The sequence below is a fragment of the Pseudarthrobacter sp. L1SW genome, from assembly GCF_020809045.1.
In the GTDB taxonomy this organism is placed as follows: domain Bacteria; phylum Actinomycetota; class Actinomycetes; order Actinomycetales; family Micrococcaceae; genus Arthrobacter.
Genome location: NZ_CP078079.1, coordinates 2,533,377 through 2,548,830, shown reverse-complemented (window position 1 = coordinate 2,548,830; position 15,454 = coordinate 2,533,377). Strand labels below are relative to the sequence as shown.

At 66.1% G+C, this 15,454-nt stretch carries 14 protein-coding genes; 13 read left to right on the top strand and 1 reads right to left on the bottom strand.

The window, feature by feature from the left end; all coding sequences use genetic code 11:
• The first annotated feature begins 2 nt into the window (after window positions 1–2).
• The 9 genes from lysA (at window position 3) to KTR40_RS11715 (ending at window position 11,226) form a co-directional block, all read left to right on the top strand.
• Window positions 3–1,478: a diaminopimelate decarboxylase gene (gene lysA / locus KTR40_RS11755; protein WP_228403857.1), complete on the top strand. Its 1,476-nt coding sequence runs from the start codon at window positions 3–5 to the stop codon at window positions 1,476–1,478.
• Entirely contained in the window at window positions 1,479–2,795 is a 1,317-nt protein-coding gene (locus KTR40_RS11750; RefSeq protein ID WP_139029639.1) for a homoserine dehydrogenase, read from the top strand.
• The gene (gene thrC / locus KTR40_RS11745) at window positions 2,796–3,902 is read left to right on the top strand and encodes a threonine synthase (protein ID WP_139029638.1); all 1,107 of its coding nucleotides are present in this window, start codon (window positions 2,796–2,798) and stop codon (window positions 3,900–3,902) included.
• A 2-nt stretch (window positions 3,903–3,904) separates the two neighbouring features.
• Window positions 3,905–4,891, top strand: a complete 987-nt coding sequence (gene thrB, locus KTR40_RS11740; protein ID WP_228403856.1) for a homoserine kinase — start codon at window positions 3,905–3,907, stop codon at window positions 4,889–4,891.
• A 296-nt stretch (window positions 4,892–5,187) separates the two neighbouring features.
• Window positions 5,188–7,386 carry a transcription termination factor Rho gene (gene rho, locus KTR40_RS11735; protein ID WP_228403854.1) on the top strand — a complete coding sequence of 733 codons (2,199 nt, stop codon included), beginning with the start codon at window positions 5,188–5,190 and terminating at the stop codon, window positions 7,384–7,386.
• 232 nt (window positions 7,387–7,618) lie between these two features.
• Window positions 7,619–8,692, top strand: a complete 1,074-nt coding sequence (gene prfA / locus KTR40_RS11730) for a peptide chain release factor 1 (RefSeq protein WP_139029635.1) — start codon at window positions 7,619–7,621, stop codon at window positions 8,690–8,692.
• Window positions 8,693–8,713: 21 nt separating this feature from the next.
• Window positions 8,714–9,586 carry a peptide chain release factor N(5)-glutamine methyltransferase gene (gene prmC, locus KTR40_RS11725; RefSeq protein ID WP_139029634.1) on the top strand — a complete coding sequence of 291 codons (873 nt, stop codon included), beginning with the start codon at window positions 8,714–8,716 and terminating at the stop codon, window positions 9,584–9,586.
• Window positions 9,587–9,598: 12 nt separating this feature from the next.
• Window positions 9,599–10,453 (top strand): L-threonylcarbamoyladenylate synthase, encoded by an 855-nt coding sequence (locus KTR40_RS11720; protein ID WP_228403852.1) that lies wholly within the window; start codon window positions 9,599–9,601, stop codon window positions 10,451–10,453.
• Window positions 10,453–11,226 (top strand): WecB/TagA/CpsF family glycosyltransferase, encoded by a 774-nt coding sequence (locus tag KTR40_RS11715; protein ID WP_139029632.1) that lies wholly within the window; start codon window positions 10,453–10,455, stop codon window positions 11,224–11,226. The genes KTR40_RS11720 and KTR40_RS11715 overlap by 1 nt, the downstream gene beginning before the upstream one ends.
• A gap of 10 nt (window positions 11,227–11,236) precedes the next feature.
• Here KTR40_RS11715 and KTR40_RS11710 read toward each other — a convergent pair whose 3' ends face one another.
• Window positions 11,237–12,133 carry a glycosyltransferase gene (locus KTR40_RS11710; protein WP_228403850.1) on the bottom strand — a complete coding sequence of 299 codons (897 nt, stop codon included), beginning with the start codon at window positions 12,131–12,133 and terminating at the stop codon, window positions 11,237–11,239.
• Between the two features lie 305 nt (window positions 12,134–12,438).
• Here KTR40_RS11710 and KTR40_RS11705 point away from each other — a divergent pair, with 305 nt between their 5' ends.
• The 4 genes from KTR40_RS11705 to atpB all read left to right on the top strand — a co-directional run bounded on the left by KTR40_RS11705 (window position 12,439) and on the right by atpB (window position 15,355).
• Complete coding sequence (locus KTR40_RS11705) at window positions 12,439–13,551, top strand: MraY family glycosyltransferase (protein ID WP_228403848.1); 1,113 nt, start codon at window positions 12,439–12,441, stop codon at window positions 13,549–13,551.
• 108 nt (window positions 13,552–13,659) lie between these two features.
• Entirely contained in the window at window positions 13,660–14,142 is a 483-nt protein-coding gene (locus KTR40_RS11700) for a hypothetical protein (RefSeq protein ID WP_228403846.1), read from the top strand.
• Window positions 14,135–14,473 (top strand): AtpZ/AtpI family protein, encoded by a 339-nt coding sequence (locus KTR40_RS11695; RefSeq protein WP_139029628.1) that lies wholly within the window; start codon window positions 14,135–14,137, stop codon window positions 14,471–14,473. Before KTR40_RS11700 ends, KTR40_RS11695 begins: the two co-directional genes overlap by 8 nt.
• An 81-nt stretch (window positions 14,474–14,554) precedes the next feature.
• Window positions 14,555–15,355, top strand: coding sequence for a F0F1 ATP synthase subunit A (atpB, locus tag KTR40_RS11690; RefSeq protein WP_139029627.1), 801 nt, complete (start codon window positions 14,555–14,557; stop codon window positions 15,353–15,355).
• The last annotated feature ends 99 nt before the right edge of the window (window positions 15,356–15,454 follow it).

Here is a 15,454-nt window from a genome sequence, read left to right as displayed (position 1 = left end):
CCATGACTGCACAGGACACCACCGCCGGTTCCCCGCTTGCCCCTGCCTGGCTTTCGGTTCCTGCCGACCTGAATGCCCTGCAGGAACCCATGTGGGCCAAAGGCGTGGAGCGCAACGACGACGGCGAACTCACCGTGGACGGGATCCCGGTCAGTGAGCTCCAGCGGAAGTACGGCACCCCGCTGTTCGTCATGAGCGAGAACGATTTCCGGGCGCGGGCCCGCGCGTTCAGCGATGCCTTCAACAATGCGTTCGCTGACATCTGCGGGGGAGTGGACGTCTACTACGCCGGCAAATCGTTCCTGTGCACCGCTGTGGTGCGCTGGGTCGAAGAAGAGGGGCTGCGGCTGGACACGGCCTCCGGCGGAGAGCTCGCCGTCGCGGCAAAGGCCGGGATTCCCGGCGCCGACGTTGCCCTGCACGGCAACAACAAGTCCGACGGCGAGATCCACCGTGCGCTGGACATGAAACTTGGCCGGATCGTGGTGGACAGCCTCAGCGAACTGATCAGGGTGGGCGCCATCGCCGAACACCGGGGGGAAAAGGCCAACGTCATGCTCCGGCTGACGCCGGGTGTCCATGCGCACACCCACGAATTCATTGCCACGGCCCACGAGGACCAGAAGTTCGGCCTCTCCATGGCCGCGGACACCACCGAACAGGCCGGGCTGTCCGCTGCCGAAGAAGCAGTGGCTGCCGCCGCCGCGCACCCGGGCATTGAACTGCTGGGCCTGCACTGCCACATCGGTTCCCAGATCTTCGAGCCGGACGGCTTCGCGATGGCCGCCGAGAAGCTCCTCCGCTTCCTCGCCGCCATGCAGGAGAAATACTCCATCGTCCTTCCGGAGCTGGACCTCGGCGGCGGCTACGGCATCGCCTACACCCCGGTGGACACCCCCCGCCCCGCAGCCGAGATCGCGGAGGCGATGGCCGCCGTCGTCCGTTCCACCTGCGCAGAGCTCGGCATCGACCCGCCCCGCATCTCCATCGAACCGGGACGCGCCATCGTGGGCAGCACCACGTTCACCCTTTACGAGGTGGGGACGATCAAAACCGTTCGGGTGGACGCACCGGCCCCGTCCGGAGCCAGTGACGGAGGCAACAACGTTACGTATCCGCGCCGGTATGTTTCAGTGGACGGCGGCATGAGCGACAACGCCCGCCCCGTGCTCTACGACGCCGATTACTCCGCAATTCTGGCCTCACGCACGTCCGCGGCGGCTCCGCAGCTGTCCCGCGTGGTGGGCAAACATTGCGAGAGCGGCGACATAGTTGTTAGAGATGTATATCTGCCCGAGGACGTGGCAGCCGGTGATCTGCTTGCTGTACCGGGGACCGGCGCCTACTGCTGGGCCCTGTCAAGCAACTACAACTATCTGGCCCGGCCGGGCGTTGTCGCGGTGCGCGACGGATCTGCCCGGCTGATTGTCCGCGGGGAAACCGAAGAAGATTTGCTGAACCGCGACATGGGAGCCTGAATGACGGAATTGCGAACCCTGAAAGTAGCCCTGCTGGGCTGCGGCAACGTTGGGGCCCAGGTTGCGCGGATCCTCATTGAGGACGCCGACGCCCTTGCCGCCCGCACCGGCGCCCGCCTGCAGCTCAGCGGCATCGCCGTGCGCAACGTCAACGCCCCCCGCGACGTGGACCTGCCGCAGGAGCTTTTCACCACCGACGCCGAGACGCTGGTCAAGGACGCAGACCTGGTCATCGAGCTCATGGGCGGCATTGAGCCCGCCCGGACGTTGATCCTCTCCGCGCTGCGGAACGGCGCCTGCGTTGTCACCGGCAACAAGGCCCTGCTGGCCCAGGACGGCCCCACCCTCTACGAAGAGGCGGACAAGGCAGGGGTCCAGCTCTCCTACGAAGCAGCCGTGGCCGGGGCCATCCCCATCCTCCGGCCCATCCGCGACAGCCTTTCCGGTGACCGGATCACCAGGGTGCTGGGCATCGTCAACGGCACCACGAACTTCATCCTGGACCAGATGGACTCCACCGGCGCCCAGTTCGCCGATGCCCTGGCAGAGGCCCAGCGCCTCGGCTACGCGGAAGCGGACCCCACCGCCGACGTCGAAGGCCACGACGCCGCTGCCAAGGCCGCGATCCTGGCCACGCTGTCCTTCCACACCCGGTTTGCCCTTGAGAACGTCCACTGCGAAGGCATTACGTCCGTCACCGCCGCTGACATCGCCGCGGCCAAGGACGCCGGCTTCGTCATCAAGCTGCTGGCCATCGCCGAGAAACTCACTGACGCCGATGGCAACGAGGGCGTGTCCGTCCGCGTGCACCCCACGCTCCTGCCGCGCGAACACCCGCTGGCCGCCGTCCGCGGCGCGTTCAACGCCGTGTTCATTGAGGCGGAAAACGCCGGTGAACTGATGTTCTACGGCCAGGGTGCCGGCGGCACGCCGACGGCGTCTGCCGTACTGGGCGACCTTGTCTCCGCAGCCCGCCGCCTGGTGCTGGGCGGACCGCAGCGTACCGAGACCACTACCGGCCACGTTCCGGCCCTGCCCATCGATGCAGCCACTACCAGCTACTACATCGGCCTCGACGTCGCCGACCAGCCCGGCGTCCTGGCCCGCATTGCGCAGCTCTTCGCAGAGCACGGCGTGTCCATCGAGATCATGCGGCAAACCATCCACAAGGACGCCGAATCCAACACGGAATCGGCCGAACTGCGGATCGTCACCCACCGCGCGTCAGAGGCTGCCCTTGCGGCCACCGTCGAGGCCGTCAAAGGCCTGGACGTCATCAATTCAGTTACATCCGTTCTGCGGGTAGAAGGAGTCTAAGTGGCTCACCAATGGCGCGGCGTCATCCGCGAATACGCTGACCGTCTGCCCGTGACGGAATCCACCAAGGTCATCACCCTGGGCGAAGGCGGCACCCCCCTGGTGCACGCGCAGAAGCTCTCGGAGCTCACCGGTTCCGAGGTGTACCTGAAGGTGGAGGGCATGAACCCCACCGGTTCGTTCAAGGACCGCGGCATGACCATGGCCATGACCGCCGCCGTCGCCTCCGGGGCGAAGGCCGTGGTCTGCGCCTCCACCGGCAACACCTCCGCCTCTGCTGCTGCCTACGCCACCGCCGCCGGCCTGAAGTGCGCCGTGCTGGTGCCGGAAGGCAAGATCTCCATGGGCAAGCTCAGCCAGGCTATCGCCCACGGCGCCACGCTGTTGCAGGTGGACGGCAATTTCGACAACTGCCTGGACATCGCCCGGAAGCTGGGGGAGTCCTACCCGGTGTTCCTGGTGAACTCGGTCAACCCCGCCCGCATCCAGGGCCAGAAGACCGGCGCGTTCGAAATCGTCGACGCTTTGGGCGACGCACCGGACATCCACGTCCTGCCGGTCGGCAATGCAGGGAACATCACCGCCTACTGGAAGGGCTACAAGGAGTACTCCGCTCCGTTCGAGTCCGAGACGGCCGGCACCCTTCCCGCCGTCTCCACCAAGACCCCCGTGATGTGGGGCTTCCAGGCTGCGGGGGCCGCGCCGTTTGTTGCCGGCCACCCCATCACCGAACCGGACACCATCGCCACGGCCATCCGGATCGGCAATCCCGCCTCCTGGGACGGTGCCATCGGCGCCCGTGACGAATCCGGTGGACTGATTGATGCGGTTACGGATGAGGAAATCCTGAACGCGCACCGCTGGCTGTCCGCACGTGAGGGCGTTTTCGTGGAGCCGGGATCCGCCGCCGGCGTGGCCGGGCTGCTGAAGAAGCACGCCGCGGGTGAAGTTCCGTCAGGCAAGACCATCGTCATCACCGTGACTGGCCACGGCCTCAAGGATCCCCAGTGGGCCCTGCGCACCGAGGACGGCAGCGATGTGCAGCCTGTCAAGGTGCCCAATGACGTCGTGACGGTTGCCGCCGAACTGGGACTGGAAGACAAGTAACCGTGGAAACCACCCTCACCGTCCCTGCCGAGTCCGCGGCCGCTGCGCCGGCAGTTCCGGCTGGCCAGCTGGTGACCGTCCGCGTGCCCGCCACCAGCGCGAACCTGGGCCCGGGCTATGACAGCCTGGGGCTTGCGCTGTCGCTGCACGACACCCTGACGGTGGAAACCCTGGGCAGCGGTGAGCTTCAGTTCGACCTCAGCGGTGAGGGGGCTGAAACGCTTCCCCGTGACGCCAGCCACCTGGTGGTCCGCGCCCTCACCGAAGCCCTGCACCGCCTGGGCTTCCGGCATGAGGGGCTTCGGATCACGGCGGACAACGTCAATCCGCACGGGCGGGGGCTTGGGTCCTCTGCGTCGGCAGTGGTAGCTGCCGTGACCGCAGCCAATGCCCTGGTTCCAGAGGCTGCCCGCCGCGGCAAGGATTGGATCCTTCAGCTCACCTCCGAGATGGAGGGACATCCGGACAACGTCGCACCCGCCATTTTCGGCGGACTGGCGCTGTCCTGGCAGAACAATGACCAGTACAGCAGCACGCGGGCAACAGTGGCGGATTCGGTCATCCCGGTTGTGGCGGTCCCGGACTTCGAACTGTCCACGGAGGCGGCCCGGGCTCTCCTGCCGGCATCGGTGGGCCACCATGCGGCAGCTATGAACGCGGGCCGTGCCGCACTGCTGATCCACGCGCTGACGGCAAAGCCCGAATTCCTGCTGGCAGGCACCGAGGACTACCTGCACCAGAGCTACCGGGCGGAGGCGATGCGCCCCAGCGCAGCGCTGATCGCGGCGCTCCGAACGGCCGGGTACGCCGCCGTCGTATCGGGTGCGGGCCCCACCGTGCTGGTCCTGGCCGACGGAGAAGCCGACGCCGCGGCCGTGGTGGCCTTCATCGAGGACTTCATCGCAGCCAACACGCCGGATATTGCATGGCGTGTTCTGAAGCTGGCAGTGGACGTTGAAGGTGCTAAGGTGGAGATGCACCGGCGGTAATTCCGCCTATCTGATCTCCTCCAGCATTCATTTGCGATTTGATCTCCTACTGCGCAATCTATTCCGGTGCCGCCTGCTTGGTCTGTCGCAGGAATCTGCAGTCATTAAGCTGCCCCTGAAGCGTCAGTCCATCCCTCCGCCACGGGCGGAGTGGAAGGTGAATCAGTATCCGGCCCTGCTGGCCGATCTCCAACCGGCAAGGCCGAAAAATCCGGCTGCAGATCTGAACTGCAGCCCAGATCAAATCATCGCGTCCAGCTCCTCGTCTGGACGCCGTCGAGGGGGAAGGATCCTTCGTGACCGAAACCACTGAGCTGTCGCCAGCTGTGGAACTATCATCTTCTGCTGCCGAATCACCGGCCGCACCCGCCAAGAGCAGCGGCCTCGCAGGCCTTAAGCTCGCCCAGCTGCAGGCACTTGCCAGCCAGCTCGGCATTTCCGGCGGTTCCCGGATGCGCAAGGGGGACCTGGTTTCCGCCATCTCCGCCCACCGCGCCGGCACCCCACTTGCCAAGGCGCCTGCCAAGGCAACCGAGAAGCGTGCCGAGAGCATTGCCGCGCCGGCCGTCTCCGCCCCGGCTGCTGCCGCTCCGGCTGAAACCACGGAAGCGCCCGCCGACGGCACCCGTGCACGCCGCGGCCGCAGCCGCCGCGCAGTGAGCGACGGCGTGGTGGCTCCGGCCGCCGCGGAGCCCGCTGCTGCCGAGGCCGCCGTTGCCGCCACCGGCACCGCAGCGCCGGCGGAAGCTCCTGCCGAGGCTGCCGAGGCAACTGAAGGAGCCACCGAGCGCCGCCAGCCGCGTACCCGTAACCGCCGCCGCGGCGAAGCTGCCGCCGCAGCACCCCAGGGCGCGGAGGCCGCCGAGGCTCCTGCCGCGCAGGCCGACGTCGAACAGCGCCCCGCAGCGCAGGCCGCGGAGCAGCGCACCGCCGAACAGCGCACGTCGGAACAGCGCACCGAAGCCCCTGCTGAGGGCGACGCAGGCCAGCGCACCGACCGCCGCGACGGCGGCCGCACCCGCGGCCGTGACAACGCCGGCCGCGACGGCGGCGCCCGTGAAAGCGCCGACGGCGGCCGCGACAACGCAGGCAGCCGCGAGGCCGGCCAGCGTGAAGGCTCCCGCCGCGAGGACACCCGCGACAGCGACGATTCCGACGGCGGCAGCCGCCGCAACCGCCGTAACCGGCGGGACCGGAACGACCGCAATGACCGCTCCGGCGGCCAGGACCGGGACAACAGCTCGCGCAACGACCGTTTCCGCGACCGTAATGACCGCCGCCGCGGGCGCTCCCAGGGTCCGGACGTCGACGACGTCGAAGTGACCGAGGACGACGTCCTGCTGCCTGTCGCGGGCATCCTTGACGTCCTGGAGAACTACGCGTTCATCCGCACCTCCGGCTACCTCCCGGGCCCGAACGACGTCTACGTCTCCCTGGCCCAGGTCAAGAAGTACAACCTCCGCAAGGGCGACGCCGTGGTCGGCGCCATCCGCGCACCCCGTGAAGGCGAGGACCGCAGCCAGCAGTCCGCCCGCCAGAAGTTCAACGCCCTGGTCCGCGTCACTTCGGTGAACGGCAAGACCGCCGAAGAGCTCAAGGACCGCGTCGAATTCGCCAAGCTGGTTCCGCTCTACCCCTCCGAGCGGCTGCGCCTGGAGACCGATCCCAAGAAGATCGGCCCCCGCGTCATCGACCTTGTTGCCCCCATCGGCAAGGGCCAGCGCGGCCTGATCGTCTCGCCGCCCAAGGCCGGCAAGACGCTCATCCTGCAGTCCATCGCCAACGCGATCACCACCAACAACCCTGAGGTCCACCTCATGATGGTGCTGGTTGACGAACGCCCCGAAGAAGTCACGGACATGCAGCGCACCGTCAAGGGCGAGGTCATAGCCTCCACCTTCGACCGTCCCGCCGACGACCACACCACCGTGGCCGAACTTTCCATCGAGCGCGCCAAGCGCCTCGTGGAAATGGGCATGGACGTCGTGGTGCTCCTCGACTCGATGACCCGCCTGGGCCGCGCCTACAACCTGGCAGCACCGGCCTCCGGCCGCATCCTGTCCGGTGGTGTGGACTCCGCCGCGCTGTACCCGCCCAAGCGCTTCTTCGGCGCCGCCCGCAACATCGAAAACGGCGGCTCGCTCACCATCCTGGCAACCGCCCTCGTGGAGACCGGATCCAAGATGGACGAGGTCATCTTCGAAGAGTTCAAGGGCACCGGCAACATGGAGCTCCGCCTGTCCCGCCAGTTGGCTGACAAGCGCATCTTCCCGGCCGTGGACGTCAACGCGTCCGGCACCCGCCGCGAGGAGAACCTGCTCTCGCCCGAGGAAGTCAAGATCATGTGGAAGCTGCGCCGCGTCCTCTCCGGACTCGAGACCCAGCAGAGCCTTGAACTGCTGACCAACAAGATCCGGGAAACCCAGAGCAACGTCGAGTTCCTGATGCAGGTCCAGAAGACGACGCTTGGTGCGAAGTCGGATAACGACAAGTAACGCCCCGGTGAGCGGCTGATTCTGCTGCCCCGGTGCTGACGCCGCACGGATTTTTCCGCCCCCGCCCCTACGCTGGGCGGCTTCCGATCTTCGATCGTCAGCCGCCCAGCTCCGGCAGGCCCGATGCCACTCCCGGGGCGGAAAAATCCGTGCGGCTTCGTCGTTAACGCACCAGCCGCGGTCCGGTTTTGTTTGTTACTAGACTTGTACAAGTCGAAAGAGGTTTTGAAAGATGTTTGAGTCCGTACAGGGCCTGCTTGATGAGCATGATTCCATCCAGGCGCAGCTGGGGGATCCTGCTGTTTATGCTGACCAGCGGCTTGCCCGGAAGCTGGGGCGGCGGTCGGCTCAGCTTAATGGAATTGTTGAGGCCTACCACAAGTGGGAGGGCATCCGGGATGACCTTGCTGCTGCCAAGGAGATGGCTTCAGAGGATCCGGAGTTCGCTGCCGAGGTGCCTGAACTGGAAGCCGCCCTTGAGGTTGCCGCTGCCAAACTGCGCAGGCTGCTTATTCCGCGTGATCCTGATGATGCCCGCAACGTCATCCTTGAGGTCAAGGGCGGTGAAGGCGGCGACGAAGCTGCGCTTTTTGCGGGCGACCTGCTGCGCATGTACACCCGGTACGCCGAGTCGCGGGGCTGGAAGACTGAAATCATTTCCGCCACTGAATCCGACCTTGGCGGCTACAAGGACGTCCAGGTGGCCGTGAAGGGCAACTCGAACGATCCTGCCGAGGGCGTGTACGCACGGCTCAAGTTCGAGGGCGGCGTGCACCGTGTCCAGCGCGTTCCCGTCACCGAATCGCAGGGCCGCATCCACACCTCCGCGGCCGGCGTGCTGGTCCTCCCCGAGGTGGACGAGCCCGAAGAGCTCGAGATCAACCAGAACGACCTCAAGATCGACGTCTACCGGTCCTCGGGCCCTGGCGGCCAGTCCGTTAACACCACCGACTCCGCCGTGCGCATCACCCACCTTCCCACGGGCATCGTGGTGGCCATGCAGAACGAGAAATCCCAGCTGCAGAACCGCGAAGCCGGCATGCGCGTGCTGCGGGCCCGCATCCTGGCGCACCAGCAGGAGCAGATCGACGCCGAGAACTCCGCCCAGCGGAAGTCCCAGATCCGCACCATGGACCGCTCGGAGCGCATCCGCACGTACAACTACCCGGAAAACCGCATCGCGGACCACCGCACCGGCTACAAGGCATACAACCTGGACCAGGTGATGAACGGCGACCTGGAACCCGTCATCCAGTCAGCCATCGAGATGGACGAACAGGCCCGCCTGGACGCCATTGGCGATTAGCGCTTCTGGTACATCCCAGACATGACACTTCAGCCAGGCCAGTCGCTGGCGGACGCCGTCGCCGAGGCAACAGCCATCCTCCGGGACGCCGGCGTCCCCAGCCCCCGCGTGGACGCCGAGCTGCTCGCCGACCACCTCCTGAATGTCGGGCTGGGCCGCCTCCGTGCCCTGATGCTGGGGGACGCTGCTGCCCCGGAGGGATATGAAGCCCTGGTGGCGGAGCGAGCCGGGAGGATTCCGCTGCAGCACATCACCGGTGTGGCGCACTTCCGCTACCTCGAACTGGCGGTGGGGCCGGGGGTCTTCATTCCCCGCCCCGAAACCGAGTCCGTGGTGCAGCTGGTGATCGACCACCTCAAGGGCATGCCGCACCCGCGCGTTGTGGACCTGGGCACCGGATCCGGCGCCATCGCCGGATCCATCGCCCACGAGGTGCCCGGCGCCGACGTCCATGCGGTGGAGTTCAGCCCCTTCGCCCACGCCTGGGCTGCCAGGAACCTGGCGCCGCTGGGCGTCCACCTGGTCCTGGGGGACCTGCGCGACGCGCTGCCGGAGCTCAACGGAACCTTCGACGTCGTGGTCTCCAACCCGCCGTACATCCCCGCCGAAGCCGTCCCCAACGAGCCCGAAGTCGCCCTGCATGATCCGCCCGAAGCACTGTACGGCGGGGGAGCGGACGGCATGGAACTTCCGACGGCGGCCGCCGCCTCCGCGGCACGCCTCCTGCGGCCCGGCGGCTACTTTGTGATGGAACATGCGGAAGTCCAGGCGGGCTGGATCTCGGCCATGCTGGCCAGGACCGGGAACTGGACCGGAATCAGGACGCACCTGGACCTCAACGGCAAGGAGCGCGCCACCAGCGCCCTGCTCGCGGGTCCGGGCCATACGGAATGAAAGAATAGGCGAGTGACCACAACCTATAACTGCACCAGCGACGACGAGCGCGCCCGGGGACTTGAGCACGCCCAGCGGGCCATCAGCGAGAAGAAGTGCGTGGTTTTTCCCACGGATACGGTCTACGGGATAGCCGCCGACGCCTTCTCGCCCCAGGCAGTGACCATGCTGCTGGTGTCCAAGGGACGCAGCCGCACCATGCCCCCGCCAGTGCTGATTCCGCGGATCAACGCCCTTGATGGACTGGCCACGGACGTGTCCGCGGACGCCCGAAAGCTTGCGGAAGCGTTCTGGCCGGGCGGCCTGACGCTGATCCTGCACGCCCAGCCGTCCCTCGACTGGGACCTGGGCGAGACCAAGGGCACGGTTGCCCTGCGCATGCCGGACGACGAAATCGCCCAGGAACTGCTGACCCTCACCGGACCGCTCGCAGTTTCGTCCGCCAACCGCACGGGCCACGCCCCCGGGCAGACGGCCGCCGCCGCACGTGAGCAGCTGGCCGATTCCGTGGAGGTCTACCTGGAAGGGGGCTTCCGGCCGCAGGAAGGCCAGGACGCCGTGCCTTCCACCATTGTTGACGCCACCGGCCCGCACCTGCGCGTGGTCCGCAACGGTGCGGTGAGCCTTGACCAGCTCCGCGAGCACGTTCCGGGTGTCCTGGGCCTGGGCGAGATGCCCATGGCGGAGGAGGAACAGGCGGACGAGGAACCGTCTGACGCAGTGGCCTCTGCCCTGTCGCCCGCGGTTGCGACTCCCGTGGCGGACGAGCCTTCCACCGCCCGGGATAAGCCCGCAGCGTCAGGTTCCTCCGCCGTCGAACCCCCCGCTCCGGCAACCCAGGCGCCGGTTCGGGACACTGAATCTTGATGGCGCTGCACCGCCAGCAGGTCCCGCTGCTGGAGGTTGAGGCAACCCCCCTGCGTGTTCCGGAACTGGTGGAAGAACTCAGCCGCTATGTCCAGGAAGGCTCCACCCGCACGGTGCTGGGCCACAACCTCCACAGTGTCACCCTGGCCCTCTCGGACGAGGGCTTCGCCGACCTCTACCAGCGGAGCGATGTTGTCCTGCTGGACGGGGCTCCCGTGCTCTGGCTGTGGGGGAGGACCGGCAAGGCCGAAGGCCCCGTCATGGACTACCGGCTGGGTTCCACCGACTGGCTTCCAGCCCTGGACCAGGTGCGGGGACTGGAGCGGATCGCCGTGCTGGGCGCCGGTGCGGAGGCTAACGCCGGCGCCGTGAGGAAGCTGCAGTCAATCGTTCCCGGCGCAAACGTCGCGGGCTTCCCGGGGGAGGGCTGGGACGGCCGGCTCGAGGACGAAGCCGTGGCCTGGCTCCACCGGCAGCGGCCGCAGCTGGTCCTGATTGGACTGGGCATGCCGCTCCAGGAGAAAGTCCTGCAGCGCCGCCTTGGTGACATGCCGCCGGCAGTCTACTGCGCTGTTGGCGGGGCGATCGAACAGCTTGCCGGCATCCAGCGGCTTGCCCCGCGATGGCTTGGCAGGATGGGCCTGGAATGGGCGTGGCGCCTGCTGCTTCATCCCCGCCGGGTTGCCTACCGCGTCCTCGGCGAGCCCTGGGTGCTGCTGTGGCTCCTTGCGGCCCGAGGGCTGAAGCGCCAGGGATTGGCGCGCAGGACCTAGGAACCGCAGCCTAGAATTTCTGGTCCTCCAGCGGCGCAAACCCTTTGCCGCGCAGCCCGGTAGTGAACGATTTGGCCCAGCCCAGGAAGCCGGGAAGGTCCCGGCGCTGCAGGAAGTAGCCCAGGTAACCCCCCACATCCGCCACGAAGGACCTGACACGGAAGTACCGGCGGATCAGGTAGCCGCGGTTCCGGTAGTAGTAGTACCGCTTGAAGGCCGACTCAGGAACGATGACGTGCCAGCCGGCGCCGAACACATGCTGGGTCTCTGAAAAAGCGTGCGGATGGGTGATGGCGGTGGTGGTCACCGTGCCGAACCGGATCCCTGCCTTGCGAAGGCGGATGGTGAAGTCCACCTCGTCCCCGCGGATGAAGAGCCGCATGTCCGGCAGGCCCACCTTGAAGAAGACGTCGGAACGGATCAGCGCTCCGTTGAAGAAGTGGCCGTCGTTGGGCAGGAAACCCAGCTTCTCCACGTCGGCGCGGCTATGCGTGACTTTCCCGTCCAGGCGGAAGAAAAAAGAAAGCCTGTCCGGCTGGCCCGGCGCCGTGACCAGCGGAACCACCGCTTCCAGGTCGCGCGCCTCGGCCTCACGCAGCAGCGTGGCGAGGCATTCCGGATCAGCCGGCTCGGCGTCGTCGTCCATCATCCAAATCCATCTGGCACCGCTGGCCACGGCCTTCAGCGCCGCCAGCGCGAATCCGCCCGCGCCGCCGAGGTTCGCTTCCGAACGGACGTAGTCGACGTTGGGGTGCTTTCCGGCCACGTCCGCGGCCGGCGTTGTGCCGCTGTCCACCAGGCAGATCGTGTCCACCCTGGCCGTCTGGTTATTGATGGAATCGAGCAGGACAGCCAGTTCGCCGGGCCGGTCGAAGGTCACGGCGGCAACTGCTATGCGGGGGGTCATGGGGGTCCTTTCAGCATGGCTGACAGGGATTTCCCCGCTCGCACTGCGCCCGTGTGGCGCGAAGCCATGAAGCTGTTGGCGCTAGTATCTTTGACTAGAGTCCACTGTAATACAGCCCTGTAAGGCACTGCGTATACGGAAAAGCACTGCGTATACGAACATACGTACTGCCTGCTGCGCGCTCGGCGACGGAGAAGTTTCATTTATCGAAGAACAGATTCCCGGCCAGTGAGCCCCTCGACCAAGGACCAACTGCCGGCACGGTTGCCCTGCTTCAGCATCCCCCTTGAAACGGTCCCCGTTCCATGATCATGTACCTGCTGATGGGGCTGACGGCTGCCATCGTGTCCTATGCGGCCACCTGGGGAGCCCGGGTCATCGGTCACCGGCTGGAACTGCACCTGCCCATCCGCAGCCGCGACATGCATTCCATCCCAGTGTCCCGGCTGGGCGGGGTGGCAATTTTTCTCGGGGTGATGGTGGCGCTCATCGTGGCCAGCCAGTCGTTCTTCGTCAAGGACATTTACCGCAACAACTTCTCCCCGTGGGGCGTCCTCGCGGGTGCCGCCGTCATTGTCCTCGTGGGCGTGGCGGATGACCTGATGGACATCCGCTGGTGGGTGAAACTCATCGGGCAAAGCGCCGCGGGCCTGACAGTGGCCGTCTGGGGAGTCCAGATGACCATCGTCCCGTGGGTGCCCGAGGCGATCTACCTTGAAAACGAGACGGTCCGGGTGCTATTGACCGCGGGACTGATCGTCACCACCATGAACGCCTTCAACTTCATCGACGGCCTGGACGGCTTGGCAGCGGGTGTGGCGATCATCGGCGGAACAGCGTTCTTCTTCACCGCATACTGGGTGCACCGCAACGCCGTGCTCCTGGACTATTCGGATCTCGCCACCCTGATCACCGCCGTCCTGGTGGGCAGCTGCCTGGGCTTCCTCCCGCACAACTGGTTTCCGTCCAAGATCTTCATGGGCGACTCCGGCGCCATGCTGATCGGACTGCTGATGGCTTCCGCCGGCGTCGTGTCCACCGGGCAGATCACGTCGGGGCTCTACGACAGGGCCAACGGTATTTCCACCGTGATCCCCATCCTGCTCCCGTTCGCCGTCCTCTTCCTGCCGCTGCTGGACCTTGGCCTTGCGGTGGTGCGGCGCACCGCCCGCGGCCGCTCGCCCTGGTCCGCGGACCGGGGCCACCTGCACCACAAGCTGCTGGACATCGGCTACTCGCACCGCACCGCCGTGATCCTGATGTACCTCTGGACAGCCATCCTCTCCTTCGGGGGACTGGCCTTCGCCGTCTTCCCGTGGCAGCTGGTGCTGGCGGTGGACATCTTCGCCACCCTGGTCATGGGCCTCGTCACTGCCTGGCCCTACCTCGCCCGGCGGGGCGACGAGGCGCGGGCGTAACGTCCGTGCCGAATATTTCTATCTCGTGTAGAATTTAGGGGCAGCCAAAGCTGCCCCTCCAAACCTGCCTGCCGGTGACTGCCTGCCGGCGCCGACGATTGGGATCGAATGACCTCCAACGCCGAGTCCGGGCCTCCGTCCGGCAACGGAACCGTTGGCGCATCCGGCCCCACTCCGTCGCTCTGGCTGCACCTCCTCAAGCTGAGCTCCATTGCCGCTGCGGGCGGAGTCCTCCTCTGCGCAGCCCTTGCCTTGCTTCTGCAGGGCACGGACGGTGCCCTGTCCAGTATTGCCGGCGGCCTGCTGGTCATGCTGTTCTTCGGAATCAGCCTCCTGGTAGGGCACTTCGTGGGCCGCAGCAATCCTTCGGGTGCCATCGGCATGTTCGTGGCAACCTACTTCGTCAAGGTGGTCGGCTTCGCCGTCGTGCTGTTCGTCGTGGGGGCGCCGCAGTGGCTGCAGGGCCGCTGGTTTGTTGCCGGCGCGGTGACCGCCGTCGTGCTGTGGCAGGCTGCTGAAATCTACGGTTTCAGCAAAGCGCGCCTGCAGATCTACAACGAGCCGGAAAACAGGGAAAACCACGATGCGTGATCCGAAGAAGCCCACCAAAGGCCGCAACGGCAACCGCCGATCGAGCGGTTCTGCCCCCGGTGTACCGAGTGACGGAACCGACGGCGGATACAACGCCGGCATGGCCGTATTCAGCTACATCATTGGCGGAATCATCGTCTGGAGTTTGATAGGGTGGGGACTGGATTACGTGTGGGGAACGCGCTGGATCGTGCTCGCAGGCGCCCTGCTTGGAGCCGTCGGAGGTTTCTACCTTTCCCACATGCATGGCCTTACCAGTTCTCGAAATAACGCTGGGGAGCGCCATGCTTCCAGCGGGCCGTCCCAGGACGGCGACACTAATGCCAAATAATTTCACAGGGGGAACAGCAGGCCTTCAGGCTGCCGGTCCCCGCCCAACGCCCAATGATGGACACTGCAGAGAGGAAACGCGTTGATCGCGCTTGCGCTCCCGGCCCAAGATTCAGGAGGGTTCACTCCTCCTGGTATTAACGAAATGCATTTGCCGGCAATCCTGCCGTGGGGTGCCACAGAAGGATTCTCCAAGCAGATGCTGCTGGTCCTCCTCTCTGTCGCCATAATCGCCACCTTCTTCGTGCTTGCAGCACGCAAGCAGCAGCTGGTTCCCGGCAAACTCCAGTTCGCCGGCGAAGCCGCCTACGGCTTCGTCCGCAACGGAATCGCCAAGGACATCATCGGCGGCAAGGACTTCATCAAGTACGTCCCCCTGCTGTTCAGCCTGTTCTTCTTCATCCTGGTCAACAACATCTACGGTGCCATCCCGTTGATCCAGCTCCCCACGTTCTCGCATGTGGGCGGTGCGTACGTGCTGGCGGCCCTTGTCTACTTCACCTGGATCGGCATCGGCGTCAAGAAGAACGGCCTGCGCTACTTCAAGCTGGCCACCGTGCCTTCAGGCGTCCCGTGGTTCATCCTCCCGATCGTGATCCCGATCGAGATCATCTCCAACTTCCTGGTCCGTCCTGTCACGCACAGCCTCCGTCTGTTCGCCACCATGCTCGCAGGGCACCTCATCGTGATGATCGCCGGTTCCGGCATTGAGTTCCTCGTCATGCAGGAGAACGTCCTGCTCAAGGGAACCTCGATCCTGGTCCTGGCCGGTGCGATCGCCATGTACATGCTTGAAGCCCTGATCATGGTCCTGCAGGCCTACGTCTTTACCCTGCTGACTGCGATCTATATCGAAGGCGCACTCCACGCTGACAGCCACTAGGCACCCCGCCCGGCGGCAATACGCCGCCGGGCACAAAGACTTCCCCTCGCGGGGATAGAGCAACCCAAACAACCTGCCACATGGGTGGCATCTTGAAAG

What these genes read in the sequence shown, in the direction of transcription:
- lysA (WP_228403857.1), top strand. Translation starts at nt 3, where the DNA reads ATGACTGCACAGGACACCACCGCCGGTTCCCCGCTTGCCCCTGCCTGG.
- KTR40_RS11750 (WP_139029639.1), top strand. Translation starts at nt 1,479, where the DNA reads ATGACGGAATTGCGAACCCTGAAAGTAGCCCTGCTGGGCTGCGGCAAC.
- prfA (WP_139029635.1), top strand. Translation starts at nt 7,619, where the DNA reads ATGTTTGAGTCCGTACAGGGCCTGCTTGATGAGCATGATTCCATCCAG.
- prmC (WP_139029634.1), top strand. Translation starts at nt 8,714, where the DNA reads ATGACACTTCAGCCAGGCCAGTCGCTGGCGGACGCCGTCGCCGAGGCA.
- KTR40_RS11715 (WP_139029632.1), top strand. Translation starts at nt 10,453, where the DNA reads ATGGCGCTGCACCGCCAGCAGGTCCCGCTGCTGGAGGTTGAGGCAACC.
- KTR40_RS11710 (WP_228403850.1), bottom strand. Translation starts at nt 12,133, where the DNA reads ATGACCCCCCGCATAGCAGTTGCCGCCGTGACCTTCGACCGGCCCGGC.
- KTR40_RS11705 (WP_228403848.1), top strand. Translation starts at nt 12,439, where the DNA reads ATGATCATGTACCTGCTGATGGGGCTGACGGCTGCCATCGTGTCCTAT.
- KTR40_RS11700 (WP_228403846.1), top strand. Translation starts at nt 13,660, where the DNA reads ATGACCTCCAACGCCGAGTCCGGGCCTCCGTCCGGCAACGGAACCGTT.
- KTR40_RS11695 (WP_139029628.1), top strand. Translation starts at nt 14,135, where the DNA reads ATGCGTGATCCGAAGAAGCCCACCAAAGGCCGCAACGGCAACCGCCGA.